27 protein-coding genes are annotated in these 25,287 nt (G+C 59.8%); 8 read left to right on the forward strand and 19 right to left on the reverse strand.

All coding sequences use genetic code 11. The annotated features are described in order from the left end of the window. From der to JQM66_RS06505, 5 genes are all read right to left on the reverse strand, one after another. A complete protein-coding gene (gene der / locus JQM66_RS06485; RefSeq protein ID WP_235229073.1) occupies nucleotides 1-1,326 on the reverse strand; it encodes a ribosome biogenesis GTPase Der in 1,326 nt (441 codons plus the stop codon). A gap of 129 nt (nucleotides 1,327-1,455) precedes the next feature. Beyond that, nucleotides 1,456-1,650 (reverse strand): 50S ribosomal protein L32, encoded by a 195-nt coding sequence (gene rpmF / locus JQM66_RS06490; protein WP_235229074.1) that lies wholly within the window; start codon nucleotides 1,648-1,650, stop codon nucleotides 1,456-1,458. Between the two features lie 57 nt (nucleotides 1,651-1,707). Beyond that, nucleotides 1,708-2,205 (reverse strand): YceD family protein, encoded by a 498-nt coding sequence (locus tag JQM66_RS06495; protein ID WP_235229075.1) that lies wholly within the window; start codon nucleotides 2,203-2,205, stop codon nucleotides 1,708-1,710. 85 nt (nucleotides 2,206-2,290) lie between these two features. Then, on the reverse strand, nucleotides 2,291-2,761 hold the full coding sequence (locus tag JQM66_RS06500; protein ID WP_235229076.1) for a hypothetical protein: 471 nt from the start codon (nucleotides 2,759-2,761) through the stop codon (nucleotides 2,291-2,293). Beyond that, nucleotides 2,748-3,035 carry a hypothetical protein gene (locus JQM66_RS06505; RefSeq protein ID WP_235229077.1) on the reverse strand — a complete coding sequence of 96 codons (288 nt, stop codon included), beginning with the start codon at nucleotides 3,033-3,035 and terminating at the stop codon, nucleotides 2,748-2,750. The genes JQM66_RS06500 and JQM66_RS06505 overlap by 14 nt, the downstream gene beginning before the upstream one ends. A 105-nt stretch (nucleotides 3,036-3,140) precedes the next feature. Between JQM66_RS06505 and JQM66_RS06510 the strand changes: the two genes are divergently transcribed. The 7 genes from JQM66_RS06510 to JQM66_RS06540 all read left to right on the forward strand — a co-directional run bounded on the left by JQM66_RS06510 (nucleotide 3,141) and on the right by JQM66_RS06540 (nucleotide 9,570). Next, entirely contained in the window at nucleotides 3,141-4,112 is a 972-nt protein-coding gene (locus tag JQM66_RS06510) for an RluA family pseudouridine synthase (protein WP_235229078.1), read from the forward strand. Between the two features lie 128 nt (nucleotides 4,113-4,240). Continuing rightward, complete coding sequence (locus tag JQM66_RS06515) at nucleotides 4,241-5,425, forward strand: ABC transporter ATP-binding protein (protein ID WP_235229079.1); 1,185 nt, start codon at nucleotides 4,241-4,243, stop codon at nucleotides 5,423-5,425. Further along, entirely contained in the window at nucleotides 5,415-6,269 is an 855-nt protein-coding gene (locus tag JQM66_RS06520) for an ABC transporter permease (protein ID WP_235229080.1), read from the forward strand. The genes JQM66_RS06515 and JQM66_RS06520 overlap by 11 nt, the downstream gene beginning before the upstream one ends. Continuing rightward, nucleotides 6,266-7,135 carry an ABC transporter permease gene (locus tag JQM66_RS06525; protein ID WP_235229081.1) on the forward strand — a complete coding sequence of 290 codons (870 nt, stop codon included), beginning with the start codon at nucleotides 6,266-6,268 and terminating at the stop codon, nucleotides 7,133-7,135. The genes JQM66_RS06520 and JQM66_RS06525 overlap by 4 nt, the downstream gene beginning before the upstream one ends. Nucleotides 7,136-7,198: 63 nt before the next feature. After that, complete coding sequence (locus JQM66_RS06530) at nucleotides 7,199-8,287, forward strand: ABC transporter substrate-binding protein (RefSeq protein WP_235229082.1); 1,089 nt, start codon at nucleotides 7,199-7,201, stop codon at nucleotides 8,285-8,287. Between the two features lie 141 nt (nucleotides 8,288-8,428). Further along, nucleotides 8,429-9,082, forward strand: coding sequence for a hypothetical protein (locus JQM66_RS06535; RefSeq protein ID WP_235229083.1), 654 nt, complete (start codon nucleotides 8,429-8,431; stop codon nucleotides 9,080-9,082). Nucleotides 9,083-9,174: 92 nt separating this feature from the next. Beyond that, complete coding sequence (locus JQM66_RS06540; protein WP_235229084.1) at nucleotides 9,175-9,570, forward strand: thioesterase family protein; 396 nt, start codon at nucleotides 9,175-9,177, stop codon at nucleotides 9,568-9,570. Between the two features lie 49 nt (nucleotides 9,571-9,619). On the opposite strand, the gene JQM66_RS06545 is transcribed toward JQM66_RS06540, so the two are convergent. The 12 genes from JQM66_RS06545 to thrH all read right to left on the reverse strand — a co-directional run bounded on the left by JQM66_RS06545 (nucleotide 9,620) and on the right by thrH (nucleotide 20,242). Continuing rightward, nucleotides 9,620-10,738 (reverse strand): Coenzyme F420 hydrogenase/dehydrogenase, beta subunit C-terminal domain, encoded by a 1,119-nt coding sequence (locus tag JQM66_RS06545; protein ID WP_235229085.1) that lies wholly within the window; start codon nucleotides 10,736-10,738, stop codon nucleotides 9,620-9,622. 12 nt (nucleotides 10,739-10,750) lie between these two features. Further along, nucleotides 10,751-11,005, reverse strand: coding sequence for a hypothetical protein (locus JQM66_RS06550; RefSeq protein WP_235229086.1), 255 nt, complete (start codon nucleotides 11,003-11,005; stop codon nucleotides 10,751-10,753). A 4-nt stretch (nucleotides 11,006-11,009) separates the two neighbouring features. Further along, nucleotides 11,010-11,633, reverse strand: a complete 624-nt coding sequence (locus JQM66_RS06555) for an indolepyruvate oxidoreductase subunit beta (RefSeq protein ID WP_235229087.1) — start codon at nucleotides 11,631-11,633, stop codon at nucleotides 11,010-11,012. Next, on the reverse strand, nucleotides 11,630-13,513 hold the full coding sequence (locus tag JQM66_RS06560; RefSeq protein ID WP_235229088.1) for a thiamine pyrophosphate-dependent enzyme: 1,884 nt from the start codon (nucleotides 13,511-13,513) through the stop codon (nucleotides 11,630-11,632). Before JQM66_RS06560 ends, JQM66_RS06555 begins: the two co-directional genes overlap by 4 nt. Before the next feature lie 188 nt (nucleotides 13,514-13,701). Continuing rightward, on the reverse strand, nucleotides 13,702-15,453 hold the full coding sequence (locus JQM66_RS06565; RefSeq protein WP_235229089.1) for an Rqc2 family fibronectin-binding protein: 1,752 nt from the start codon (nucleotides 15,451-15,453) through the stop codon (nucleotides 13,702-13,704). Beyond that, a complete protein-coding gene (locus tag JQM66_RS06570) occupies nucleotides 15,453-15,860 on the reverse strand; it encodes a Mini-ribonuclease 3 (RefSeq protein ID WP_235229090.1) in 408 nt (135 codons plus the stop codon). Before JQM66_RS06570 ends, JQM66_RS06565 begins: the two co-directional genes overlap by 1 nt. Before the next feature lie 165 nt (nucleotides 15,861-16,025). Continuing rightward, nucleotides 16,026-16,499 carry a VOC family protein gene (locus tag JQM66_RS06575; protein ID WP_235229091.1) on the reverse strand — a complete coding sequence of 158 codons (474 nt, stop codon included), beginning with the start codon at nucleotides 16,497-16,499 and terminating at the stop codon, nucleotides 16,026-16,028. A gap of 13 nt (nucleotides 16,500-16,512) precedes the next feature. Then, nucleotides 16,513-17,145, reverse strand: coding sequence for a stage II sporulation protein R (gene spoIIR / locus JQM66_RS06580; protein ID WP_235229092.1), 633 nt, complete (start codon nucleotides 17,143-17,145; stop codon nucleotides 16,513-16,515). 71 nt (nucleotides 17,146-17,216) lie between these two features. Continuing rightward, entirely contained in the window at nucleotides 17,217-18,086 is an 870-nt protein-coding gene (gene ispE / locus JQM66_RS06585) for a 4-(cytidine 5'-diphospho)-2-C-methyl-D-erythritol kinase (RefSeq protein ID WP_235229093.1), read from the reverse strand. Between the two features lie 78 nt (nucleotides 18,087-18,164). Then, the gene (locus tag JQM66_RS06590; protein ID WP_235229094.1) at nucleotides 18,165-19,445 is read right to left on the reverse strand and encodes a DUF1015 domain-containing protein; all 1,281 of its coding nucleotides are present in this window, start codon (nucleotides 19,443-19,445) and stop codon (nucleotides 18,165-18,167) included. A gap of 23 nt (nucleotides 19,446-19,468) precedes the next feature. Next, complete coding sequence (locus JQM66_RS06595) at nucleotides 19,469-19,627, reverse strand: hypothetical protein (RefSeq protein WP_235229095.1); 159 nt, start codon at nucleotides 19,625-19,627, stop codon at nucleotides 19,469-19,471. A gap of 15 nt (nucleotides 19,628-19,642) precedes the next feature. Further along, nucleotides 19,643-20,242 (reverse strand): bifunctional phosphoserine phosphatase/homoserine phosphotransferase ThrH, encoded by a 600-nt coding sequence (gene thrH / locus JQM66_RS06600; RefSeq protein WP_235229096.1) that lies wholly within the window; start codon nucleotides 20,240-20,242, stop codon nucleotides 19,643-19,645. A gap of 178 nt (nucleotides 20,243-20,420) precedes the next feature. Between thrH and JQM66_RS06605 the strand changes: the two genes are divergently transcribed. After that, nucleotides 20,421-20,642: a DUF378 domain-containing protein gene (locus JQM66_RS06605; RefSeq protein ID WP_235229097.1), complete on the forward strand. Its 222-nt coding sequence runs from the start codon at nucleotides 20,421-20,423 to the stop codon at nucleotides 20,640-20,642. A gap of 43 nt (nucleotides 20,643-20,685) precedes the next feature. Here JQM66_RS06605 and JQM66_RS06610 read toward each other — a convergent pair whose 3' ends face one another. After that, a complete protein-coding gene (locus JQM66_RS06610; protein ID WP_235229098.1) occupies nucleotides 20,686-21,198 on the reverse strand; it encodes a ferritin in 513 nt (170 codons plus the stop codon). A 102-nt stretch (nucleotides 21,199-21,300) separates the two neighbouring features. Further along, the gene (locus JQM66_RS06615; protein WP_235229099.1) at nucleotides 21,301-25,284 is read right to left on the reverse strand and encodes a PolC-type DNA polymerase III; all 3,984 of its coding nucleotides are present in this window, start codon (nucleotides 25,282-25,284) and stop codon (nucleotides 21,301-21,303) included. Nucleotides 25,285-25,287: the final 3 nt, after the last annotated feature.

A 25,287-nucleotide genomic window follows, 5' to 3' on the forward strand; every position in this document is an offset into this window, starting at 1 on the left:
TCACTCCTCCTTATCGCCCTTCTGGCGGATAGAGAGGACGATAGGCGTGCCCTCCAGGCCGAAGGTATTGCGGATGCAGTTCTCGATATACCGCTGATAGGAGAAGTGGAACAGCCGGGCATCGTTGCAGAAGATCACGAAATGGGGCGGGCGGATGCCCACCTGGGTCATATAGTAGATCTTCAGACGGCGGCCCTTGTCCGTGGGAGGCTGCACCCGGGTCTGCGCGTCCGCCAGCACGTTGTTCAGCATGCCGGTGGTGATGCGGACACTGGCCTGGTTGGACACGTAGTCGATCAGCTCGAACAGCTTGTCCACCCGCTGGCCGGTCTTGGCGGAGATGAAGAGGATGGGGGCATAGGGCATGTAGGCCAGGCCCTGACGGACCTCCTCCCGCATGCGGTCCATGGTCTTGCCGTCCTTTTCGATCAGGTCCCACTTGTTCACCACGATGATGCAGGCCTTTCCCGCCTCATGGGCCAGACCAGCCACCTTGGTATCCTGCTCGGTGACACCCTCGGTGGCGTCGATCATGATGAGGCACACGTCGCTGCGCTCAATGGCCATGGTGGCCCGCAGGACGCTGTACTTCTCGATGTCCTCCTCCACCTTGGACTTCTTGCGGATACCGGCGGTGTCGATGAACACGAAGCTGCCCTTGTCGTTGGTAAAGCGGGAGTCGATGGCATCCCGGGTGGTGCCCGCCACATTGGAGACGATCACCCGCTCCTCCCCCAGGATCTTGTTCACCAGGGAGGATTTACCGGCGTTGGGCTTGCCGATGACCGCCACCTTGATGGCGTCATCCTCCTCTTCCTCCTCGTCCTCCGGGGGGAAATACTGGACACAGGCGTCCAGCAGGTCGCCGGTGCCGTGGCCGTGGACGGCGGAGACGGCGATGGGGTCGCCCAGGCCCAGGTTATAGAACTCGTAGAAGTCCGGGTTCACAGTGCCGGTTGAGTCCATCTTGTTGACGGCCAGCACGATGGGCTTGCCGCTGCGCAGCAGCATGTTGGCCACCTCCTGGTCGGAGGCGGTGAGGCCTGTGCGGATATCCGTCAGGAACACGATGACGTTGGCGTTGTCGATGGCGATCTGGGCCTGGTCCCGCATGAACTCCAGGATCATATTGTCGGTGCGGGGCTCGATGCCGCCGGTGTCGATCAGGGTAAACTTCCGGCCGTTCCACTCTGTCTCTCCGTAAATGCGGTCCCGGGTGACGCCGGGGGTATCCTCCACGATGGAAAGCCGTCTGCCGATCAGCTTGTTGAACAGCATGGACTTGCCCACATTGGGCCGTCCAACGATGGCAACGATGGGTTTCATCGGCTCTCACTTCCTTTCTGTTGTTTCATAAAAGTCCAGTGTATATTATACCCGCCAATGGGCGGGATAGCAAGACAAAAAGCAAGGAGGGAAGAATCCTCTTCCCTCCTAAAGCAAGCATGCAAATCCTTATTTCGCGACGACGGACTTGACAACCTTGACCTCGCGGCCGTTGTAGTTACCGCACTCCTGGCACATTCTGTGAGGCAGGTGCAGCGCACCGCATTTCGGGCATGCAACGAGACCGGGAGCCGCCAGCTTCCAAACGGAGCTACGGCGCTTGTCGCGTCTTGCTTTGGATACTTTTCCCTTAGGTACTGCCATTGTGACACCTCCTTGATCTTTCAAAGGCGCGGGAGTGTGGCCCGTCCTTATTGTACTTTATTTGTTCTCCAAAAGCTTTGCCAGGGCTGCGAGCCGGGGGTCCACTTCCTTCTTGCAGGAGCATGGCCCCAGATTCAGGTCGGCACCGCACCGGGGACACAGTCCCTTGCAATCTTCCGAACACAGTGTTTTTGTGTCCATCTCCAGGATGAACGCCGTGCGGGCCAGGTCGCCCGCATCCACTTTCCCTTCCTCCAGCAGGACGATCTCGTCGTTGTCCTCGTTCTGGAGCTCCTCCGCCAGCATGCAGCGGAAGGGGACTTCCTTTTCCTGCGAAAACTCTTTTCCACAGCGGTCACAGACCGCGTCCAGCACAGAACTGGCGGTCAGCTCCAGCCACAGAACGTCCGCGGTGTTCCGGATCTCTCCCCTCACCGCCACAGGGCGGCTGATAGGATACCGGCCAGCAAACTCCACGTCGGACAGGTCCAGTTCAAAGTGAAAATTCAGGGCCTTGCCCGGGGTCCGCAGGATGGGTCTTACGTCGATCAGCATAACATACCTCGCAATGACACGGTTAGTATTATAAAGGCTGGCGGCCCCGTTGTCAAACATTTTTTTCAAATTTCCGCCAGTTTTTTCACCGGTCCCTCTCCCGGTCCAAATGCTTCCCCTCCAGGTCGATGCCCAGGATGGTGTTTCGGAAGCCCTTCTGCAGAACTTCGGCCGTGGTGATCTGATAGCTGTCCTTGGGCCAGCGCTCCGCCCAGCCCTGGCGGAGCATCCCCGCCAGCCGCCCGCACAGAGGGTCCGGCTGGTCCAGCAGCATGGGAGAAAGGAAGCTGACAATGACCTGCTTCTCCTCCACCCGGACGGCGCCGCGGTTCCAGAAAGCCCGGCGCTTCCAGGCCGCCTCCAGGGCGTCCAGAATGTCATTCGCCAGCGCCTCCAGAGCCGTCAGGTCTCCCTCCGTCTCTGCCACCGCACGGACATACAGCGGGCCGAAGCGCTCCTGATACTCCCGGAGAGCCTTGGCGTATTCGTTCCGCCGGAACCTGGGCAGCCAATCCCTGGCCTCCCAGACGGCGGCGCACAGGTCATTGACCTTCATGACGCTCCTCCCCGCTGTCCTCCTCCGGCTCCTCGTCGGACCAGGTGCTGGGATCGTCCTTGTGCTTGGCGCCGTACTGATAGGCACTCCACTCCCGCCACAGCAGCCAGCCGCCGATGGCGGCAAAGGCCACGCCGCCGCCGATGCCGACGGCCGGAGAGTCGGAGGTTCCCCGGATCACATTGAACAACAGCTGGGCCGCCAGATACAGCAGGTAGCCGCCCGCCAGTACCCAGACGTAATTGACCTTGCCGGTCTTCTTATTGCTGCTCATAAAAAGCGTCTCCTTACCAACTCAAAATATTCCCGCCGCCCTTTACAAAAAGGTGCCAAACGGGTATGATAATGCCAAATCGGAACTTACCGCAGGAGGGTCATCATGCGAGAATTCACCATTGGGAAAAACGACGCCGGGCAGCGGCTGGACCGCTTCGTGTCCAAGAATCTGCCCCTGCTGCCCCCTGCCCTGCTGCAGAAATACATCCGCCTCAAGCGCATCAAGGTCAACGGCAAGGGCTCCAAGCGGGACGCACGCCTCAATACCGGCGATATTTTACAATTATATATCAACGACGAGTTCTTTGACAAGCCCAATGAGGAAAATCTCTTCCTCACCGTGTTCAAACCCCAGCTGACCATCGTCTATGAGGACGAGAACCTGCTGCTGGTGGACAAGCGCCCCGGTCTGGTGGTCCACGCCGACGAGACGGAGAAGGTCAACACCCTCATCAACCACATCCAGGCCTATCTGTACCAGAAGAAGGAGTGGAACCCCAAGTGGGAGAACGCCTTCGCCCCCGCCCTGTGCAACCGCATTGACCGGAACACCGGCGGCATCGTCATCGCCGCCAAAAACGCCGAGACCCTGCGCATCATCAATGAGAAGATCAAGGCGCATGAACTGGAAAAGTCCTATCTCTGCGTCACCGTGGGCCATCCCCGGCCCGCGGAGGGAAAAATCGAGGGTTTTTTGTTGAAGGACGAGGCCAAAAAGCTGGTATCCTTCTACCACAAGCCTATCCCCGGCGGCAAGACCGCTGTCACCCTCTATAAAACTCTGGAAAACCGGGGAGAATTATCTCTGGTGGAGTGCCGTTTGCTCACCGGCCGGACCCACCAGATCCGCGTCTCCATGGCGGAGATCGGCTGTCCCCTGCTGGGGGACGGCAAGTATGGCCGGGGCGATGTGAACAAGCGGTATCACGAGACCCGCCAGGCCCTCTATTCCTACAAGCTGCACTTCGATTTTCCCACGGACGCAGGGATGCTGAACTACCTGCGGGGCAAGACTTTCACCGTGGAGGATGTCCCCTTCCAGGAGAAATATTTTTCCCATGAGAAAAAAGGGTAATTCCCTTGACATTTGGGGGTACTTCCTATATAGTCAAAATTGCTGAATTTCGACGAGAAAGGTCCCCCCTTGACAGAGAAAAGAGGCGCATCATTTTATAGAAATATACATGAAATGGGGGAGGATACATGTCCAAAGAGTTGATTCGCCTGCGGGATGTCTGCATGGCCTTCGACGACGAGCTGGTTCTCGATCACTTAAATCTGTATTTTAATGACAAAGAATTCCTCACACTGCTAGGGCCCAGCGGGTGCGGCAAAACCACCACGCTGCGGATTATTGGCGGCTTCGTGACACCTACGTCCGGAGACGTCCTCTTTGACGGTGTGAGGATTAATGACGTTCCGCCCTATCAGCGGCAGATCAATACGGTTTTTCAGAAGTACGCGCTCTTCCCGCATCTGAACGTGTTTGAAAACATCGCCTTCGGCCTGCGGATGCAGAAGCGCCCCGACCCCAAGGACCCCTCCGGGAAAAAAATGGTGAAGATCCCCGAAGCGGAGATCCGTGAGCGGGTCATGGAGATGCTGGAGGTTGTCAGCCTCAAGGGCTTCGAGCACCGCAAGCCCGACGCCCTCTCCGGCGGCCAGCAGCAGCGTGTGGCCATCGCCCGGGCTCTGGTGAACAAGCCCAAGGTCCTGCTGCTGGACGAACCTCTGGCGGCCCTGGACCTGAAGCTGCGCAAGGATATGCAGATTGAGCTGAAGCGTATCCAGCAGCAGGTGGGCATCACCTTCATCTACGTCACCCACGACCAGGAGGAGGCCCTCACCATGTCCGATACCATCGTGGTCATGGACAAGGGCACCATCCAGCAGATCGGCACTCCCGAGGACATCTATAACGAGCCGAAAAACGCCTTCGTGGCGGACTTTATCGGCGAGTCCAACATCATCGACGGCGTCATGCTCCAGGACAACCTGGTGCAGATGTACGGCAAGCAGTTCCCCTGCCTGGACGGCGGCTTTGCCGAGAACGAACCGGTAGACGTGGTCATCCGCCCCGAGGACATCGACATCGTCCCCGTGGAGCAGGGCCAGCTGACCGGCGTCGTCACCAGCGTGACCTTCAAGGGTATGCAGTACGACATCATCGTGGACTTCAAGGGCTTCAAATGGCTCATCCAGACCACGGACCACTGCCCCGAGGGTTCCCGCATCGGCATCAAGATCGATCCCGACGGCATCCATGTCATGAAAAAGAGCAAGTACTCCGGTATGTTCGGCGACTACTCCTCCTTCTCCGAGGAGTATGACGAACTGGACGACGCCAGCCTGGCGCTGGACGAGGAGGAGAGCGGGGATGAGGAATAAGCTGCCCTTGCTGTCCGTCCCCTATGTGGTCTGGATGGCGCTGTTCGTGGTGGCCCCCATCATCATGGTGGTCATTTACGCCTTCTCCTCCGCCGCAGGCGGCTTTACCCTGGCAAACTTTGCCCGCATGGGCACCTATACCGTGGTGTTCACCCGGTCCTTCAAGCTGGCCCTCATCGCCACCGTCATCTGTCTTCTGATCGGCTATCCCGTGTCCTATATGATGAGCAAGGAGGGCCCCCGGTTCCAGCGCATCGCCATGGTGCTCATCATGCTGCCCATGTGGATGAACTTCCTGCTGCGGACCTACTCCTGGATGTCCATTCTGGAGAACAACGGCCTGCTGAACCAACTGTTCCAGAAAATCGGACTGATCACTCTGTACAACAACGTCTTCGGCACGGACCTCGCCTTTTTCCGCATGATCAACACCCAGGGGGCCGTGGTGCTGGGCATGGTGTACAACTACCTGCCCTTTATGATCCTGCCCATCTACTCCGTCATCGTGAAGCTGGACGACAGCCTGATCGAGGCGGCCCGGGACCTGGGCGCCAGCACGTTCAACGTGTTCCGCCGGGTGATCCTGCCCCTGTCCCTGCCCGGTGTGCTGTCCGGCATCACCATGGTGTTCGTCCCCTCCGTCTCCACCTTTGCCATCAGCAAGATGCTGGGCGGCGGCACGGAGATGCTGCTGGGCGACCTGATCGAGCAGCAGTTCCTGGGCGGCGCCTACAATCCCCAGCTGGGCGCGGCCATCTCCCTGGTGATGATGGTCATTGTGGTGGTCTGCATGTGGATCATGAACCGCTTCGGCGAGGGCGAAGAACAGGCGGTGATGATGTGAAGAAGAACAATTCCCCGCTGAACCGCCTGTTTATGGTTCTGGTGTTTGTATTCCTGTACGCGCCTATTTTCCTGCTGATCATCTTCTCCTTCAACGCCGGTAACAGCAATACCGTCTGGAAGGGCTTCTCCCTGGACTGGTACGCCAAGCTGTTCCACAACCGACTCATCATGCAGAGCGTGTACACCACCCTGCTGGTTTCCCTGCTGGCCACCGTGATCGCCACCTTCGCCGGTACCTTCGCCGCCATTGGCTTCTACGCCATGCGCCGCAAGGCCCGGGAACCCCTGATGACTGTTAACAGCATCCCCATGATGAATGCCGATATCGTCACCGGCGTTTCTCTGTGCCTGCTGTTCGTGGCCTTCTTCAACGGCTGGGGCAGTTTTGCCACCTGGTTCAACTCCCTGGGACTGTTCCGTCTTCCTACCCGTCTGACCATGGGCTTCGGCACCCTGCTGATCGCCCACATCACCTTCAACATTCCCTATGTGATCCTGTCCGTGGGCCCCAAGCTGCGGCAGATGGACAAGAACCTGGTGGATGCCGCCATGGACCTGGGCTGCACCTGGATGCAGGCCTTCTGGAAGGTCATCCTGCCGGAGATCAAGCCCGGTATCATCTCCGGCGCCCTGACGGCCTTCACCATGAGTATTGACGACTTCGTCATCAGCTACTTCACCGCCGGCTCCTCCGCCTCCACTCTGGCCATGACCATCTACGGCATGACCAAGAAGCGGGTCACGCCGGAGATCAACGCCGTCTCCACGCTGCTGTTTGTGACGGTGCTGGTACTGCTGGCTGTCATCAACATCCGGGAGGCCCGGCAGGAGCGGAAGCGCGCCGCGGAGCTGCGCCGGCGCTGAACCACGGTTTCACGGCCCTGTGCCTTGAAATAAAAATCACAGTAACACTGGAGGAATGATCAATTGAAAAAGATACTTGCCCTTGCCATGATGATGGTGACCATCCTGACCCTCACCGCCTGCGGCGGAAGCAGCAGCGGTAGCGAAAGCAAAGACCGGGTCGTCAACGTGTGCAGCTGGGGTGAATACATTGATGAAGATTTGATCTATCAATTCGAGGACGAAACCGGCATCAAGGTCAACTACCAGACCGCCGAAAGCAACGAAGCCCTCTACTCCCTGCTGAAAACCGGCGCTGGTGACTACGATGTCATCGTTCCCTCTGACTATATGATCGGCCGTCTGATTGCCGAAGGCATGCTGGCGGAGCTGAACTACGACAACATCCCCAACTATGCTCTGATCGACGCCCGCTACAAGGGGCTCAGCTATGACCCCGACAACAAGTACACCGTCCCCTACACCTGGGGCACCCTGGGCATCATCTACAATACCACCATGGTGGACGAGGAGATCACCAGCTGGGATGCTATGTTCGACGAGAAGTACGCTGGACAGGTCCTGATGATCCGCAATTCCCGGGACGCCCTGGCCGCCGCCCTGCTGGACCTGGGCTATGACATCAACACCACCGACGAGGCCCAGATCCGCGAGGCCTATGAACTGCTGGCCGACGCCAAGAGCAAGGGCGTGTATCAGTCCTTCGTCATGGACGAGATCTTCGGCAAGATGGAGGGCGGCAATGCCGCTATCGCCATGTACTACGCCGGCGACTATCTGACCATGCTGGAGAACAACGAGGACCTGGCCTACGTGGTGCCCGAGGAGGGCTCCAACTGGTTCGTGGACGCTATGTGTGTGCTGAAGAACGCCCAGCACAAGGAAGAGGCCGAGGCCTGGATCAACTTCATCGCAGGTACTGACGCCAACCTGGCCAACATGGACTATATCTGGTACGCCTCCCCCAACGCCGAGGCTCTGGAGCAGTATCCCGCCTACTATGAGGAGACCTACGGCGAAGAACTGGACCAGGAGACCTTTGGGATCATGGCCGCTCCCGCCGACGTGCTGGATCGCTGCACTCTGTATGAAAACCTGCCCGCCGAGACCCTGACACTGTACAACGACCTCTGGACGGAGCTGGGTATCTGATGACCTGCCGAGAGCGGCACCGCAAGGTGCCGCTCTTCTTTACCCTTTTGGTCGGCAAGGAACGTCACTGATCAGATATGCTTTGCTGTACATCGGTATCGTATGATAAACTTCATAAATCGAAATCTGCGGAGGATTGTTTTGGAAAAGGATAAACTGATACATGGAATTTTATGGTCAGTCTTTTATTTGATTGTGTACGGCGTATTAAGCGTTGTTGGTAATTTTTTGTTTCCAGTGGAGTTCCTGATAGGATGTGGGCTGATAGGCGGAGTCTATATCCTAATCAATGCATTTTTTATCAGATACAAAAGAGAACGACTGTTTGTAAATGGATTGCTCTCAGCGTTCGCTGTCTTATGCCTTGGCATTCTAATCGGGAAGCAGCTGAAATTTCAGGATGTTCTTGCGCTTGGTGCTGCAATTTCGATCATTGATATTCTTAGCTTTACAAAACATGGGAAACACACTACAAATGCAAAGGCTATGTCAAACATTCATTTCATGTCGAAATTGATTGTTTACGGAAAAGAGAAGAATGATGTCCTGGTGCCCACCTGTGGGATTGGAGATTACTTTTATTATTCGATGTGGATATCGGGAATTCACACGATTTCAAATTCAATTTATGCGTACCTGTTGGCAGTGTGCACGATCCTTCTGGGGAGCTGTATCCATTATGCGATCATTATGAAGTTGTCCCGGCGGGAAAACTACAAAGGCTTTCCAGGGACTGTTTTTCCTTTTTTGTGTATTGCGGTACAATATACAATTCTGCATTTTCTGAGATGTTGACCATTGGTAGTTCGGTTTCCCGCTCTTGCCAAAGGTGAAAAAAACGAGTACACTATCTCCGATATCATTCAACACAAAAGGAGGACTTCCCTATGATCCTGATCGGAACCAAATGCCAGCTGGAGCAGACCGTCACGGAAGACCTGACCGCCGCTGCCGTGGGCTCCGGCCTGCTGAACGTCTTCGGCACTCCCTACATGATCGGCCTGATGGAAAACGCCGCCCAGACAGCCCTGCAGAACTTCCTGGAGGAGGGCCAGGGCAGCGTGGGCACCCACCTGGACATCCAGCACACCGCCCCCACCCCCGTGGGCATGAAGGTCTTTGTGGAGGCCGAGATCGTCTCCGTCTCCGAAAACGGCAAGATGGTGGACTTCCAAGTGAAGGCCTGGGACGAAAAGGGCCCCATCGGCCAGGGCACCCACACCCGCGCCATCATCAACAACGAGCGCTTCCTCAGCAAGTGCAACGCCAAGCTGGACAAGTAAGACGCAAAAATCCCGGAGTTCCGAAGAACTCCGGGATTTTTATGTACATTTACAGGTCCTTGAACAGCTCGGCGCTGGGATTCAGATAGCCCAGATCGTCCTCGCTTCCGGTCAACTGGCGCAGGTTCTTGACGCCGGTGCGCTTTTTTCCCATGGAGGCGCCCTTCAGCTTGTCCAGGCCGGTCTCGGGGGTATCCTTGAACTCCAGGATGCCCTTCTCCCGGGCCAGCTCCAGCAGCTGCATGCCCTTCTCGGAGCGGACGATCACTTGGTTCCAGCCCTTGTCCACGTCCCAGCCGTCGGCGCTTCGGGCACCGCCCACGGACAGGTCGGCAAACTCGGCAGTCATATCGGTGCAGTAGCGGCAGCCGGACCGCACCAGCGGGGTCACCTCGTCCAGGTTGACGGAGACGGTCTCGCCGTTCTCCCGCAGCTCCAGGGAGTGGTACTTGCTGGGGGGAATGTCCATGTGGGACACCTTCTCCGGGTCGGCGTGCCGGGCCGTCAGGTCCCGGATGCCCTCCCAGTCCAGGCCCCAGCCGCAGAAGAGTCCGAAGACCATGCCGATGTTGTCGGCGTGGTTGTCGTTCTCCGCCAGGGGCTTGGACTTCATCTTATAGACCGCCAGGGTCTTGCAGGGGGTTCCCACCACGCCGATGCTGTGGTAGCGGTCCTCCTTCAGCGCCTTGTTCAGCACCGCCAGAGTGGGCGGCACCTGGAAGCTGCTGCCGGAGCAGGCGCGGACCTCCTCCGCCGTGGTGGCCAGGACGCCTTCAGGCTCCAGGCCGCCCTGAGAGCGGGTCATGACGGCGGCGTCGATGAATCCCTCCTGGATGGCCAGCTCCACCAGAGCGGTCATGGTGCCGCCGTGCTGGGCCTTGGCCCGGATGGCGGGATCGGCAGCCCGGGTCAGGTACAGGCCGCGGAAGGGGCCGATCTCCGGAATGATGGTGTCCTCGGGGAAGAACTTCTTCCGCAGGGCATCCAGGTCCATAGGCATCCGGGGGCAAAAACTCTGGCAGCGGCCGGACTTCCGCTCGCAGTCAAAGTAGCAGAGGGTACGGCCCTCCACGGAATCCCAGTAGGGGCACATACCCTGGCAGGCACCGCAGCCGGTGCACAGGCCCGGCTTGATGACCTGGGTATCCAATGCAATCGTACTTAACATCGTTCTTCCTCCTCACACCATGATGACCGGAATGTCAAAGACCTTCAGCTCGATCTCGGACGCGGTCTCCGGGATGTAATCGCCCAGCTCGTGGGCCATGCCGCAGAGATGGTCCTGATACAGATAGCGGTAGCCGGGCTTCTGGGGCTGCACGAAATCCCGCTCATACAGCATGTCGGTCAGCTGGGAGAACTTGGTCTCCCGGGGCAGCTCCAGGGTCAGCTTTCGGTCCTCCATGGTGGGATGGAGCAGTGTTACAGTGATCATCGCCTTAACCCTCCTTTTCGCTGACTGCCGCGCAGCCCTTGGCAAAGGCCTTCTGGTTCAGCTCCAGCACGGCGCCCTTGAAGCGCTGCGTTAAAATCTTCTCCAGGTCCTCCCGGCTCAGAGGGGCGTCGGGCAGCTGGGTAAAGGCGCCCAGCAGCGCGATGTTGGCGGCGCGGGAATCGCCCACTTCCATAGCGATATCCGCCGCGGGGACGGGATAGGCCGCCGCGGACAGCTCCGCGATCTCCGCCATCAGGGCCTCCTGGTCGGGATACTGCTGGATGCCCTGCAGCACGCCCAGGGGGTACACGGGACGGGGGTCATAGACGATGGTGGTATTGGGACCAGCATACTTGCGGGTCATGCGCAGGGTCTCCAGAGGCTCGAAGCCGATGATGATATGGGCCTCGCCGGAGGGGATCAGCACGCTGAGCTCCTGGTCCTCGGACACGCGGACGTGGCTCATGACGGAGCCGCCGCGCTGGGAGGCGCCGTAAGTCTCGCCGATGGCGACCCGGTAGCCCCGGTCGGTCATGGCGCTGCCCACGACCTCGGAGGCCAGCACGTTGCCCTGGCCGCCGATGCCGCAGATGACGATATTCAGAGGGTCGAATTTCAGCTTTTTCATGCTTCCTCACCGCCTTCCACCTTGATGGCGCCGCTGGGGCACAGCTTGGCGCAGACACCGCAGCCCACGCAGGTCACGGGGTCGATGTAAGCCTTGTTGTTCTTGAAGTCCCAGGTGTTGCCGGGGCATCCCCAGACACGGCTGCAATACTTGTCGCAGCCGCAGCCGTCGCCCAGGCACATGTTCTGGTCCACATACACCTTCACCGGGCGTTTTTTCTTCTTGGTCATCAGCGTGGCGCAGGGCTGGCGCATGATCAGCACGTTCATGCCCGGGGTGTTCAGCAGGCGGCGGATGGTCTTTTCCGTTTCCTTCACATCGAAGGGATCGGCCACCTCGGCCTTGCAGCCGATGCCCTCCACCACCTTCTGGATGTCCATGGGAGGTACCTGGTCGCCCATGGCGGTGATGCCGGTGGCGGGATGGGGCTGGAAGCCGGTCATGGCGGTGGCGGAGTTGTCCAGCACCATGAGCAGCATGTTGGCGTTGTGATAGGTGGCGTTCACCAGGCCGGGCAGGATGGTGTGGAAGAAGGTGGAGTCGCCGCAGACGGTGACCACCTTCTGGTCCAGGCCATAGTGGGTCAGCTGGCCCAGAGCCTCCGCCAGGTTGATGCCGGAGCCCATGCAGTTGCAGGCCTGGAAGGCATACTGGCCGGCGGCCTGACCGGACATGATGTAGCAGCCGATGTCGCCGATGACGGCGCCGGGGTGCTTCTCCTGCCGCAGGACCTTCTTCAGGATGTGGAAGGTGGCACGGTGGGGGCAGCCGGCGCAGAAGGTCAGTTCCCGCTCGATCAGAGGCTCCTGAGAGGCGATCTTCTTCTCAGGCAGCTTGGCGCCGGTCAGCAGAGAGATGGCCTGGGCCACGTTATCGGGGTCCAGCTCGCCGATCTTGGGCAGAGCGCCGTCCTCCCGGCCGGAGAAGGTGATCTGCATCTGGTGGCTGCCGGCGATGGCCTGCAGGTTGCGCTCCAGAACGGGGTCCACTTCCTCCAGGGTCAGCACCTTCTCCACGCCCTCCAGGTGGCGCAGGATGTACGCTTCCGGCAGGGGCCAGATGGTGCCCAGGCTCAACAGGCCCACCCGGTCTCCCACGCCCAGGCGGCGGATGGCCTCCTGGCCGTACAGGCGGCCGGTGCCGCCCGCCACGATCAGCTCCTTGGGATGATCGGGACCCGCATAGTGGTTATAGGGGCAGTTTTCAAACTCCTGCCGCAGCATGTCCATCTTCTGGAGCATGGCGCTGCGCAGGTAGGACACGCAGACCATGCGGTCCCACTCCCCCACCTGCTTCATCTGGTGGGGCTTCTCCGGCAGCTCGCCCAGCACCACATTGCCGCGGCCGTGGCAGACGCGGGTGGTGAGGCGGATAATGACCATCTGGTGGGTCCGTTCGGACAGCTCGAAGGCATAGGGCACCATGTCCTTGGTCTCCTGCATGCTAGTGGGTTCCAGCATGGGGATGTTGGCGGACATGGCCTGATACCGGGAGTCAAATTCGTTGGTACTGGAGTGGGCGCTGGGGTCGTCGGAGGTGACGATCACCATGCCGCCCTTTACACCGTGCTGCGCGCCGCAGTGGATCGCATCCGCCGCGAACAGCAGGCCGTTCTGCTTCACGATGCACAGAGAGCGTGCGTTAGCCAGAGAGGCGCCGATACAGGCCTCCATGGCACAGGTCTCGTTGGTGGACCACTCCGCGTAGAAATTCCGCTCTCTCGCGACCTTGCCCAGCATTCCCAGCACCTGAGACGACGGGGAACCGGGATAGGAAGCCGCGAAGTTGATCCCAGCCTCCAATGCGCCGCGCACGATGGCTTCATTGCCCTGCATCAGACAGACCTGACCGGGCGCGTTGGCTGTCATCGTCCATTCCATTGCTCTGAGTCACCCTCTTTTTCAGATTTTTGCCGCCGCAAAGGCGGCTTGTGATTTTCTTACCAATCTAATTTTTTATTGTAGCACGTTCGTCGAAAAATGCAAGAAATTGTCATGCTTTTTCTCTCATGGTGCAAAAAAAGCACGGCCCTCTCCGGCAGTTAGCCGGAGAGGGCCGTGCTCACTGTTCATTTCACCCGCAAGGCCTTCACCAGGTCCTCGTTGGGCGTCACGTTCACCGTCCGGCAGGTGTTGTAGATCACCATGCCCGGTCGGGCGCCGGCGGGCTTTTTCACGTTTTTCACCTGGGTGTAATCCACCGGCACGTTGCCGCTCTCCCGGGCCTGGGAATACCAGGCTGCCAGCTTGGCGGCCTCCACGATGGTGTCGTCGTCCACTGCCTGCCCTCCGGTGCAGAGGATCACGTGGGCGCCATGGATCTTCTGGGTGTGGAGCCAGATATCCCTGTGGTCCGCCTCCTTGCAGGTCAGCTGATCGTTCTGGCGGTTGTTGCGGCCCACCAGCACACGGAAGCCGCTGGTGGTGCGGAACTCCCAGGGTCTGGCCGTCCGCTTGGGCTCCTTTTTGCCCTTCCCCTGCTTCCGCAGGAACCCTGCGTCCCGCAGCTCGTTGCGGATCTCCATGAAATCCTGCTCCGTCTCGGCGTGCTGGATCTCCTCCAGCACGCTCTCCAGATACTCCAGGTCCCGGCGGGCGATCTCCATCTGCTCCCGCAGGTACTTTTCGGCGGTCTTGGCTTTGGTGTACCGCTTGTAGTATTTGGCGGCGTTCTGCTGGGGCGTCAGTAGGGGGTCCAGCTGAATGGTGGTCTCCGCGCAGTTCTCGTCGTAGAAATTCTCGCAGACCAGCTTGCTCTGGCCACGCTCCATGCGGTAGAGGTTGGAGGTGATCAGGTCCCCGCAGACCCGGAGCCGGTCCCGGTCCTGGGTGGCTTCGTAGTCCTTCTCCTGCATGGCCAGCTTCCGCCGCAGCCGGTCCCGGGCGGTGGCGGCAGTGCGGATCAGGTCCGCGCCCCGCTGGCGCACCCGCTCCTGCCGCTCCCGGGCCTCGTAAAAGGCGTCCAGCAGGGCGGAGAAGCTCTCGTAGGTCTCCTGCTCCGCCGCGCCGCCGTACTGGCGGATGGGCAGGCAGGAAAATTCAAAGGGCCGTCCCTCTTTTTTCAGGCAAATTGGTGTGAAGCGGTTCTCCTGTACAGCACTGATAAAACCAGATAATTCCTCCCACAACCGGTCTTCCCCGGCCCGGTCCAGGCCAAAGAGACGGCTGTCTGTCTCCCCCGTCGTCCGGAAGGCCAGCTCCCGGGCCATCAGGGGCGAAATGCCAAAGTAGTTGTCCAGCAGAAAGGCGTCGATCTGCCGCTCCGGGTTGGCGGCGGCCAGCTTTTCCCCGAAGCCTACTTCGGTCTCCTCCGTCACCGGCAGGCGGCCCACGGCGGCAGGAGGCTCATAATACAGCCCCGGCAGCACTTGCCGGGCAGCGGACATATCCGCGTCCACCCGGCGCATACAGTCGATGATACGGCCCTCCCCGTCCAGCAGGATCAGGTTGGACCGGCGGCCCATAGCCTCCAGCACCAGCGTCCGCTTTCCCGGCTGGCCGAAGTCGTCGGTGATGTCCAGCTCCATCCGAACCAGCCGCTCCAGGGGCGGTTGGATAATATCCGCCACCCGGGCGCCCACCAGGTGCTTTCGCAACAGCATGCAGAACATAGGCGGCTCCGCCGGATTGTCCCGTGGCACCTCCGTTAGCTGGATGCGGGGGGCGTTGGCCCCGGCATTCAGCAGCAGACGCTTATTGCCCCGCAGCAGCAGGATCACCTGGTCCCGGGCAGGCTGCTGGACCTTGTCGATCCGCAGATTCAGCAGCTGAGGCCGCAGCTCCTCCACCACGGCCTGCAGGCAAATGGCATCCAATGGCATCAGACCGCCTCCTCCATCATGGCACAGAACAGCTCATTGACCCGATCCTTCCGACCTTTCAGCCACAGCCAGCCAAGCAATGCCTCCAGAGCCGTGGCCTCGCCGTACTGGGCGCGGCTGGCGTGGACAGGGACCGTGTGGACCTGGGCGTTGCGGCCTCGCTTAAAGGCCGCCTGCTCCTCTTCCGTCAGCAGGGGCAGGATGCGCTTGGCCTTTTCCGACTGGCTCTCGGCACACACCAACCGGATCGTAGCCTGGTGGAGCCCCTTTCCGGTGGCCTTGCCGTGGGCGCACAGCCAGGTGCGCACCAGAATCTCGAAGACCGCGTCCCCCACATGGGCCAGGCCGATGGAGCTGACGGCACGCAGCTGATCGTCGGTCATGGTGATGTCGAAATAGTTTTCCATAGGGTCCTCCCTCGGATTTTTCACGATTCGGTGAGGATTATATCATAGATTCCCCCGTTTGTCACCCCAAGGAACAAAAGCCCCCCGAAAAAGTTCCCGCGGCACATGACAAACATGCCGGTACCCCTTCCGCAGAAGGCATACCGGCATGTCCATTTCCAAAACTCATTTCAGCAGTTCCCGGGCATATTCCAGGCTGATGTCCATTCTCCGGGCCACGCCCTCCTCGTTCAGGCCGCTGTCCCGGAAGCGCTTGGCTACCTTGGACAGGCTCTCTGCCACCTCGATGATGTGGCGGTCCGGGTCATACAGCCGCACGGCCCGCTGGCCCCAGCGGTGCTCCACGGTCGGATGCACCAGCTCCACTTCCGGATGGCCTTTCAGATCCGTCAGAAAGGCATCGAAATCCTCAGCCACATAGTACATCTCAGCGTCGTTTCCCCCGAAGCGGATGTCGTTGGGAGCCTTCTGCAAAAACTGCCCCCAGGTCTCCAGAGTTTGCAGGGACAGCCCTCCGGTCAACACCACATTGGCGCCGAAGTCCTGGACCACCGCCAGCCCCAGTACATCCTGATAAAAGCGCAGGGACGCTTTCATATCCCGCACCGCGAACAGCGGACCGCCCGCCTTCAATCCCATATTGCCCTCTCCCTTAATTCCATTTCTCTCTCAGCGTCTCCCAAAACTCCACGGCCTTGAACTTCAGCACATAGCCCCGGTCCTCCTCCGTGATGAGCCGGACCTCATCCTCCGTGAAGCCCGCCGCCATGGCCGACGCGGGAACGTCCGCCGTTGCGGCGGTACACAGGGGCGGAAATACCACGCACCACCAGTTCCGCCCCGCCGCCTCACCGATGAGGATGCGAAGGGCCAGATACTCCCCGGCGGGCAGGGTAAAGCCCTCGTACTCCCGGGTGGGGAATTCGGTATCGGTCAGCTCCGCGGTGACTTCATAGTCATATCCCGCCTCCCGGACCACTGCTTCCGCCAGCCGCTCGAACTCCAGCAGCTGGCCCCGGAGCTTTGCCTCTGCCTCCGCCCGGCTGGAAGACTGGGCCAGCAGATCCTCCGCCCGGTCCAGCACGGCGTCCCGCACCTGCAGCTTCAGTGCCTGATCCTCTTCCGAATCCGAATTTGCCAGCACGTGGAGCCGCACCACCTTGTCGGCCAGTTCATCCTGCGTATGCAGGGCCTTGGCCCCAGAGAGCAGGCACACCGCCACGCCCAGCAGCAGGGCGATCTCCCATATTTTCAGCCGGTTTCCGGCTTTTTCTGTCGTTTTCATCCAGGTCTCCATCCTTTCCTATGTAGGCCTCTTGCGGCCTTTCAGGAAAGCATGGACAGCTTTTTGCGTTTTTATTCCGAAAAATCGAACTTTTTTACCGGCTGCGCCAGATAGGTCTGGGCATAGGTGGTTTTCAGGACCTCCGCCGCCTGCCGGGCCGTTTCCTCCTCCCGGAAGAGGCCGAACACCGTGGGGCCGCTTCCGCTCATGGCGGCGTTCAGGGCACCCAGCTCCAGAAGCCGGGCCTTAATGGCGAACACCTCCTGGTACTCCTCTGGCAGGACCTCCTCGAACACGTTGCCCAGGCGCTTTGCTACGCCCTCCAGGTCCCCGGCTTGCAGCGCCGTCATCATCCCGTCAATATCCGGACGGCAGGTCAGCTCTCCCCCATCCACCCGGGCGAACAGGGCGGGCGTGGGGATGCCGAAGTCCGGTTTGCAGAGCACCAGCCAGCAGTCCGGCAACGGCGGCAGGTCCGTCAGCACCTCGCCCCGGCCCTCCGCTAGGCAGGTACCGCCATGGATGCAGAAGGGCATATCGCTGCCCACAGTAAAGCCGATGCGCTCCAGCTCTGCGGTCGGCATGTCCAGTGCGTAGGTATCCCGCAGAATGCGCAGCAGGGCCGCCACGTCGGCGCTGCCGCCGCCCAGGCCCGCATAGGCGGGGGTCACCTTTTCCAGCGTCACCCGCAGGCCCGGCATGGGTTGACCAATGGCCTCAAAAAACGCCTCCGCCGCCTGCTGCTCCAGGGTCTTCTTCCCCGCCAGGATGAAACTCCCTCCGGTGTGCAGCTCAAAGCCCGCAGTCCTTTCTTCAAGCGTCACCGTGTCGCAGAGCGAAATGGTCTGCATGACCATCCGCATATCATGGTATCCGTCAGGCCGGGTGCCCAGAATATCCAGCGCCAAATTTACCTTTGCCGGTGCATTTCTTGTTTTCATCGCTGTTTCTCCTCATAAAACTGTCCCCGTGGAATTTCCACGGGGACAGTTTAGCATGTTCTGCAAGGTCATGCAATCTTATTTGATCTTCCGGGCCTCCACATAGTAGCGCTTATCCTGGGCGTGGCCCATGGAGAAGGTTTTTCTCGGCAGCACGCCGTCGGCCATGACGGTCTTGAACAGCTGTTCCTTGCCCATGGCAGGCAGCAGGAAGCCCATGTTGCCGGGCTTGCTGCCCAGCTCCTTCGTCACCTCGTCGCCGTGGATATAGTCCACCTCGCCGCTGTGAGATTTCAGGTATTCGTCAATGACGCCCTGCAGCGTACCAACAGCAAGCTGGACCTTGGGGTCGGGAACGGTGATACATTCATCGTGGCCTTTCCACACCACCTCGATGACATGGCCCTCGCCCCTGCCCTCGTAGGCATTGGGATAGGCAGCCTTGAAAGCGGCCATGAAGTCCTCATGGTCCACATTGAACAGGACACGGTGGATGGGCTCAAAGCCCAGGGCATCGTCGTGGTTGTTCACCACCTCCACCAGGGCGTACCGAGCAGGCAGGCTGGCCCACTCGCTCTCCGGCGTGACCTTTTTCAGATTCTCATAGCACTGCTTGGCGGTGGCCAGGGAGTGGTTGCCGTCGCCCACAGCGAACAGCAGGGGCGCTACGCCGCTCATACCGTACTTTTTCTGCATCTCGCTGTCGGCGCACAGGCCCGTCAGAGCCTCCGCCACGCCGTCCATCTGGCCCTCCGTCAGCTTCCAGCCCTTCAGATGACCGCCGCCCTGCTGCAGGTCGAAATCATACAGCTTCTCCATATCGCCGCTGGCGGCGGTGAGGGGCTCGATGACGGTCTTGTCCGGGTCGTCGATCAGCAGCATGACGTGGGGCAGCTCAATGGGGGCGTCCTGGCGCACCTTCACCCGGGGCGGGATGCGGGAGAGGACCGTCCCCTCCGTGGCCCGGATCAGGGCGCCGGAGCCGGGGGTGAAGTCATACTGGTCCAGGTCCACCATGCCGATGAGGCCGTGGCGCACCTTGCCGTCGGACTGGGTGCGCTCGATGTAAATGAGGGAGCCGGGCAGAGTCTTGAACACATCCCCGTCCAGGTATTGCTTCATGGAAGCGTTGATGGCGGCGATATCGCTGTCCACGTCAGGGCCGTTGAGCTTGGCCTCCGGCAGGATCAGACGCAGCGTGGAGGGAGCGTCCCCCACCGTCTCCTCCACCGCCTGCCAGTATTCCGGCTGGGAGGTGAACTGGTCGCAGGCCACCACGGCCCACTTGGTCATGTCCGCGTCCTTGGGCAGCAGGATGTCCGCGGGATAGAAGCCCAGCTTGTTGAATTTCTCGTTCATACGGCATCTCCCTTTCTTATTTGCTATTTTTTAAGTTCCCGAATGATCATAACTGTCAGGATCACAAGGCCGGCCGCCAGTGCGGCAATAGCGGGCAAAAGGAACGCTCCGCCGAGCAGACCACCCAAGGACTCCATGAAGAAGCCCGCCAAAAGATTCAGGTCGCCCGTCAACTGTTCCATTTGTCCCTCCCCGTGTTACAGCGCCGCTTTTATGGCGGCCAGCAGGTCGCTGAACTCCTCGTAGGCAGGCAGTTCCGGATGGTCGGCCTTGATCTTCTCCGTGCTCTTGAAGAGGAAGCCGGCCTTGCTGGCCTGGATCATACCCAGGTCGTTATAGCTGTCGCCGCTGGCGATGGTCTCATAGCCGATGGACTGGAGGGCCTTCACCGTGGTCAGCTTGGACTGGGCACAGCGCATGTTGAAGCCGGTGATCTCGCCGCTCTCCGCCACCTCCAGGGAGTTACAGAAAATGGTGGGCCAGCCCAGCTTCTCCATCAGGGGCTTGGCAAACTCCTCAAAGGTATCGCTGAGGATGATGACCTGGGTCATAGACCGCAGCTCGTCCAGGAACTCCTTGGCGCCGGGCAGCGGGTCGATCCTGGCGATGGTGGCCTGGATCTCCTTCAGGCCCAGGCCATGCTCCTTCAGGATACCCAGCCGCCAGCGCATCAGCTTATCATAATCCGGCTCATCCCGGGTGGTGCGCTTCAGCTCCGGGATGCCGCTGGCCTCCGCGAAGGCGATCCAGATCTCGGGCACCAGAACGCCCTCCATATCCAAACATACAATATTCATGGTATCTCCCCTTATCACTGTAATTTGCACAGCCGCACATCATTATTGTATTTATTATACAATAGATACCAGTTCCTTTCAATCTATTTTCCGCGAGGTTGCTCCGGCTTTTTTGCATAATCCTTACAGCATACGGGCATTCTACCTCTGAAACCTTGATCAGAACGGAGGTCTAACCATGATCCTTGACAAGATCGCATTGATCCTGGTCATCATCGGCGCCCTGAACTGGGGCAGCATCGGCCTGTTCGGCTTCGACCTGGTAGCGTTCTTCTGCGGCGGTCAGCTGTCCATCCTCGCCCGCATCATTTTCACCCTGGTGGGCCTGGCTGGCCTGTGGTGCATCAGCCTGCTGTTCCGCGGCGAGGAAGAAACGGGCCACGCGCCCCACACCGCATGAAAAAAGTACCGTGTCCTTTCGACACGGTACTTTTTTATGGCATTTACAGCACCAGAGAGGGGGCGTTGTACACCCGGGCAGCCAGCTCGCTGTTGAGCATGTACAGGCTCTTGGGATCGGAGCCGAACAGCTCCATCTTGGAGATCAGGTCGTTGGCGTTGGTCTCCTCCTCGCCCTGCTCCTTCACGAACCAGTCCAGGAACTGCATGGTGCGGAAGTCCTTCACCTCATAGGCGGCGGCATAGATGCCGTTGATGAGGCTGGTCACATACTCCTCATGCTCCAGGCCGGCCTTCAGGGGGTCCATATCGCAGGTGAACACCTTGTCGGGCTTGTCGATGGCCTCCAGGGTCACGGTCTCGTTGTTGTTGTGCAGATACTGATAGAACAGCAGGGCATGATCCCGCTCCTCCATTGCCTGGATCTTGTACCAGTTGGCGAAGCCGTCCAGACCCCGGGCCTCATAGTAGTTGGAGAAGTCCAGATACAGATAGGCGGAATAGAACTCCTTGTTAACCTGCTGGTTCAGCAGCTCCTTGACTTTTGCGTTCAGCATGTTGATGTTCCTCCATTTCATAATATGTGGTTCTTCGACCGTTTTTTCATCCAATATCATACCATGATTTTTCAAAAAATCAATGAAAACAACATCGCTCTTTCAGAACAGCGTCATCTGGCTAGTCTCCGCCATGCCGGCAAAGGCGCCCAGGGCCTTCAGCTGCTCGATATGGGTCTTGGACAGCTTGTTGCAGCACATGGAGAATTCCTCAATGGAGATGAACTGCTTCCCCTTCCGCTTTTCCACAGTGTCGATGGCGGCGGATTCACCCAGGCCGTGGACTGTGGTGAAGGGGGGCAGCAAACCGTTCTCCGTCACGATGAATTTGGTGGCGTCGGACCTGTAAATGTCGATGGTATCGAAGTGGAAGCCCCGGAGATAGAACTCATAGCAGACCTCCAGAGTGGTCAGCATGTCCTTTTCCACGGCGGTGGCGTCCTTGTTGTTCTCGATCTCCCGGATCTTCCGCTTGACGGCCTCCTTCCCCGCGCAGCAGAACTCGGCGTCAAAGGCCTTGGCCCGGACGGAGAAATAGGTGGCGTAGAAGGCCAGGGGCTCATGGACCTTGTACCAGGCAATGCGGAAGGCCATCATCACGTAGGCCACGGCATGGGCCTTGGGGAACAGGTAGCCGATCTTGGCCAGGGACTCGATGTACCACTCCGGCACCTCATGGTCCCGCATGGCCTCCACCCATCCCTCGTCGAAGCCTCCCTTCTTCACCTTGCCCTTTCGGACCTTCTCCATGATCTTGAAGCTCATTTTGGGGTCCAGACCCTTGGAGATCAGGTACAGCATGATGTCGTCACGGCAGCCCACGGTCTCCAGAACGGAGGCGGTGCCGCTGACGATCAGGTCCCGGGCATTGCCGATCCACACATCGGTGCCGTGAGAAAAGCCAGACAAACGAACGAGGGTATTAAAATCCTTGGGCTGGGTGTCGATCAGCATCTGGCGGGTGAAGCGGGTGTTGAACTCCGGGATGGCCACAGCACCGGTGGGACCCAGAATTTCGTCGTTCTCATAGCCCAGCACCTTGCTGGAGGTGAAGATGGACATGGTGTCCGGGTCATCCAGGGGGATGTCATGGGGGTCCACACCGGTCAGATCCTGCATCATGCGGACCATGGTGGGATCATCGTGTCCCAGCATGTCCAGCTTCAGCAGGTTGGCCTCCATGGAATGATATTCAAAATGGGTGGTGATGGTGTCGGAGTCGCTGTCGTCCGCCGGGTGCTGGACGGGGCAGAAATCCTCCACATCCTTGTCATCGGGAACCACCACCAGGCCGCCGGGGTGCTGGCCGGTGGTGCGGCGGGCGCCTACGCAGCCCATGGCCAGCCGCTTCTTCTCCGCGGCGCAGGCCTCCATGCCGTTCTCCTCCAGGTATTTCAGCACGAAGCCGAAGGCGGTCTTGTCCGCCAGAGTGCCGATGGTACCGGCACGGAACACCTGGGTCTCGCCGAACATCTCGATGGCGTGACGGTGGGCCCGGGCCTGGTACTCGCCGGAGAAGTTCAGGTCGATATCCGGCACCTTACCGCCGCCGAAGCCCAGGAAGGTCTCAAAGGGGATGTCAAAGCCGTCCTTGACGTACTTGGTGCCACAGACGGGGCACACCTTGTCCGGCATGTCGGCGCCGCAGCCGTAGGAGCCGTCCAGGATGAATTCGTTGTGCTTGCAGTTGGGGCAGCGGTAATGGGGCGGCAGGGAGTTGACCTCCGTGATGCCGGACATATAGGCCACCAGGGACGAACCCACGGAACCACGGGAGCCAACCAGATAGCCGTTTTCCAGAGAACGCTGCACCAGCTTCTGGGCGGACATGTACACCACGTCGTACTTGCCTAAGATACCGCCCAGCTCCACGTTCAGGCGGTCCACGATCAGCTGGGGCGGGTCCTCACCGTAGAGCCGGTGGACCTTCTCCCACACCAGGCGGTTCAGGTCCTCCTCGGAATTTTCCAGGCGCGGCGGGAACAGCTCGCTGGGCAACAGCTCAAAGGTCTCGATCTGGTCGGCCACCAGCCGGGTGTTCTCCACCACCACCTCATAGGCCTTCTCCTCTCCCAGGTAGCTGAATTCCTCCAGCATTTCCTCGGTGGTCTTGAAATAGATGGGCAGGGGCTCGTTGGCGTCGGCGAACTTCTTGGAGGCCAGCAGGATGTGGCGGTAGATCTCGTCCTCCGGCTCCCGGAAGTGGACATCGCCGGTGGCGCAGACGGGCTTGCCCAGCTCCTCACCCAGGCGGACGATGGTGCGGTTGAATTCCCGCAGGTCCTCCTCCGACTGAACATCGCCCTTGCGGAGCATGAACTGATTATTGCACAGGGGCTGGATCTCCAGAAAATCGTAGTAGTCGGCGATGCGCTTCAGCTCGTCCCAGTCCTTGTGGGCCGCCACCGCCTGGAACAGCTCGCCCGCCTCACAGGCGGAGCCCACGATGATGCCCTCCCGGTGCTCGTTCAGCAGACTCTTGGGGATGGTGGCCACCCGCTTGAAGTATTTCAGGTTGGAGGCCGAGATCATCTGATAGAGGTTTTTCAATCCCACCTTGTTCCTTGCCAGCAGGATGATGTGCTTGGGGAACCGGTTGGTCTTGCTGCCCAGGGGCCGCAGCTTCTCCATCTCCTTGTTGACAGCCTGCAGGGTGTGGATGTCCCGGTCGTGGAGCATCTTCCAAAAGGGAATCAGCATATAGCCCACCGTAGCCGCGTCATCGCTGGCCCGGTGGTGGTTGAAGGCGGGCAGGTCCAGGTGCTCCGCCACGATATCCAGCTTGTACTTCCCCAGGTCCGGCAGCAGATTCTGGGCCAGGATCAGGGAGTCCACGTAAGTAGGCTCAAAGGGCAGCCCCACTTTTTTGCAGCCCGCCCGGATGAAGCCGATGTCGAACTCTGCGTTGTGGGCCGCCAGAGGGCGGCCGTTCACGAACTTCAGGAACTCCGTCAGGGCCTCCTTCAGCTGGGGGGCGTCCTTCAGCATACTGTCGGTAATGCCGGTGAGTCCGATGATCTCCGGGGTCAGACGGCGGTTGGGGTTCACAAAGGTCTGGAACCGCTCCGTGATCTCGCCGTTCTTCACCACCACGGCACCGATCTCCGTGATGGCCTCCCGGTCCACCTTCAATCCGGTGGTCTCAATGTCGAAGCAGACGAACTCGTCGTCCAGGGACTGGTCCTGTTTGCCGTGGACCACCACCCGGTCATCCAGGTTGTTGACGAAATAGCCCTCCACACCGTAAAGGACTTTGATCTTATCCCCTGCGGCATGCCAGGCGTCCGGGAAGGACTGGGCGCAGCCGTGGTCCGTGATGGCAATGGCGGGATGCCCCCAGCGGATAGCCTCCTGGATGACCTCCTTCGTATCGGTCAGGGCGTCCGTGTTGCTCATCTTGGTATGTAAATGCAGTTCCACCCGCTTCACCGGAGCGTTGTCCTTCCGCTCCTCGTGCTCCGTCACGTTGATGTGGTAGGGATTGAGCTGAATGTCCTTGCCGTCCCAGGTAGGCTCCATCTTGCCCTGGACGCACAGCCACATGCCGGGCTTCACGGCGCTCTCCAACTGCTGGGCCTCCTTGGTGGTCAGGTTCTTCTGAACGGTGACGGAGTTGGTGTAGTCCGTCATGTCGATGGTCAGCCGCCACATGCCGGGGCGGCGGGTCTCCTTGCACTCGAAGGCAAACACCTTGCCGCTGACCGTGACGTTGCCCAGCTTCAGGTCCAGCATCTTCATGGGGATGGGCTTGTTCTTGATGGGATTCCCCATCAGGACCTTGCCCACCACCGGCTTGCCTCCGCCGGACGCGGGAGCCGCCTGGGGCACAGGCCGGGGCACCTCCGGAGCCTTGCAGGTCACCTGGATGTCCACGCTGGAAAAGCCGTAGACCCGCATCAGGCAATCCCGGATGCCCTGGAGGTCCTCCTCCGACAGCTGGTTCTTCACCGTCAGCCGCAGGGTCATGGACATGGTGGCCTGGTCAATGCAGGCTCCCGTCAGGACCGCGCCCGCCAGCTTCAGCCGCAGCTCTCCGGAGAGCTGCAGCTCTGTGAACATTTCAAAAAAGGGAATGTCTCTGGACATGCT

This window comes from Oscillibacter valericigenes, from assembly GCF_021531915.1.
In the GTDB taxonomy this organism is placed as follows: Bacteria; Bacillota; Clostridia; order Oscillospirales; family Oscillospiraceae; genus Oscillibacter; species Oscillibacter valericigenes_A.

Excerpts from the sequence above, each read along its gene's own strand:
- der (WP_235229073.1), bottom strand. The coding sequence starts at position 1,326 with ATGAAACCCATCGTTGCCATCGTTGGACGGCCCAATGTGGGCAAGTCC.
- rpmF (WP_235229074.1), bottom strand. The coding sequence starts at position 1,650 with ATGGCAGTACCTAAGGGAAAAGTATCCAAAGCAAGACGCGACAAGCGC.
- JQM66_RS06495 (WP_235229075.1), bottom strand. The coding sequence starts at position 2,205 with ATGCTGATCGACGTAAGACCCATCCTGCGGACCCCGGGCAAGGCCCTG.
- JQM66_RS06500 (WP_235229076.1), bottom strand. The coding sequence starts at position 2,761 with ATGAAGGTCAATGACCTGTGCGCCGCCGTCTGGGAGGCCAGGGATTGG.
- JQM66_RS06505 (WP_235229077.1), bottom strand. The coding sequence starts at position 3,035 with ATGAGCAGCAATAAGAAGACCGGCAAGGTCAATTACGTCTGGGTACTG.
- JQM66_RS06510 (WP_235229078.1), top strand. The coding sequence starts at position 3,141 with ATGCGAGAATTCACCATTGGGAAAAACGACGCCGGGCAGCGGCTGGAC.
- JQM66_RS06515 (WP_235229079.1), top strand. The coding sequence starts at position 4,241 with ATGTCCAAAGAGTTGATTCGCCTGCGGGATGTCTGCATGGCCTTCGAC.
- JQM66_RS06520 (WP_235229080.1), top strand. The coding sequence starts at position 5,415 with ATGAGGAATAAGCTGCCCTTGCTGTCCGTCCCCTATGTGGTCTGGATG.
- JQM66_RS06540 (WP_235229084.1), top strand. The coding sequence starts at position 9,175 with ATGATCCTGATCGGAACCAAATGCCAGCTGGAGCAGACCGTCACGGAA.
- JQM66_RS06545 (WP_235229085.1), bottom strand. The coding sequence starts at position 10,738 with ATGTTAAGTACGATTGCATTGGATACCCAGGTCATCAAGCCGGGCCTG.
- JQM66_RS06550 (WP_235229086.1), bottom strand. The coding sequence starts at position 11,005 with ATGATCACTGTAACACTGCTCCATCCCACCATGGAGGACCGAAAGCTG.
- JQM66_RS06555 (WP_235229087.1), bottom strand. The coding sequence starts at position 11,633 with ATGAAAAAGCTGAAATTCGACCCTCTGAATATCGTCATCTGCGGCATC.
- JQM66_RS06560 (WP_235229088.1), bottom strand. The coding sequence starts at position 13,513 with ATGGAATGGACGATGACAGCCAACGCGCCCGGTCAGGTCTGTCTGATG.
- JQM66_RS06565 (WP_235229089.1), bottom strand. The coding sequence starts at position 15,453 with ATGCCATTGGATGCCATTTGCCTGCAGGCCGTGGTGGAGGAGCTGCGG.
- JQM66_RS06570 (WP_235229090.1), bottom strand. The coding sequence starts at position 15,860 with ATGGAAAACTATTTCGACATCACCATGACCGACGATCAGCTGCGTGCC.
- JQM66_RS06575 (WP_235229091.1), bottom strand. The coding sequence starts at position 16,499 with ATGGGATTGAAGGCGGGCGGTCCGCTGTTCGCGGTGCGGGATATGAAA.
- spoIIR (WP_235229092.1), bottom strand. The coding sequence starts at position 17,145 with ATGAAAACGACAGAAAAAGCCGGAAACCGGCTGAAAATATGGGAGATC.
- ispE (WP_235229093.1), bottom strand. The coding sequence starts at position 18,086 with ATGAAAACAAGAAATGCACCGGCAAAGGTAAATTTGGCGCTGGATATT.
- JQM66_RS06590 (WP_235229094.1), bottom strand. The coding sequence starts at position 19,445 with ATGAACGAGAAATTCAACAAGCTGGGCTTCTATCCCGCGGACATCCTG.
- JQM66_RS06595 (WP_235229095.1), bottom strand. The coding sequence starts at position 19,627 with ATGGAACAGTTGACGGGCGACCTGAATCTTTTGGCGGGCTTCTTCATG.
- thrH (WP_235229096.1), bottom strand. The coding sequence starts at position 20,242 with ATGAATATTGTATGTTTGGATATGGAGGGCGTTCTGGTGCCCGAGATC.
- JQM66_RS06605 (WP_235229097.1), top strand. The coding sequence starts at position 20,421 with ATGATCCTTGACAAGATCGCATTGATCCTGGTCATCATCGGCGCCCTG.
- JQM66_RS06610 (WP_235229098.1), bottom strand. The coding sequence starts at position 21,198 with ATGCTGAACGCAAAAGTCAAGGAGCTGCTGAACCAGCAGGTTAACAAG.
- JQM66_RS06615 (WP_235229099.1), bottom strand. The coding sequence starts at position 25,284 with ATGTCCAGAGACATTCCCTTTTTTGAAATGTTCACAGAGCTGCAGCTC.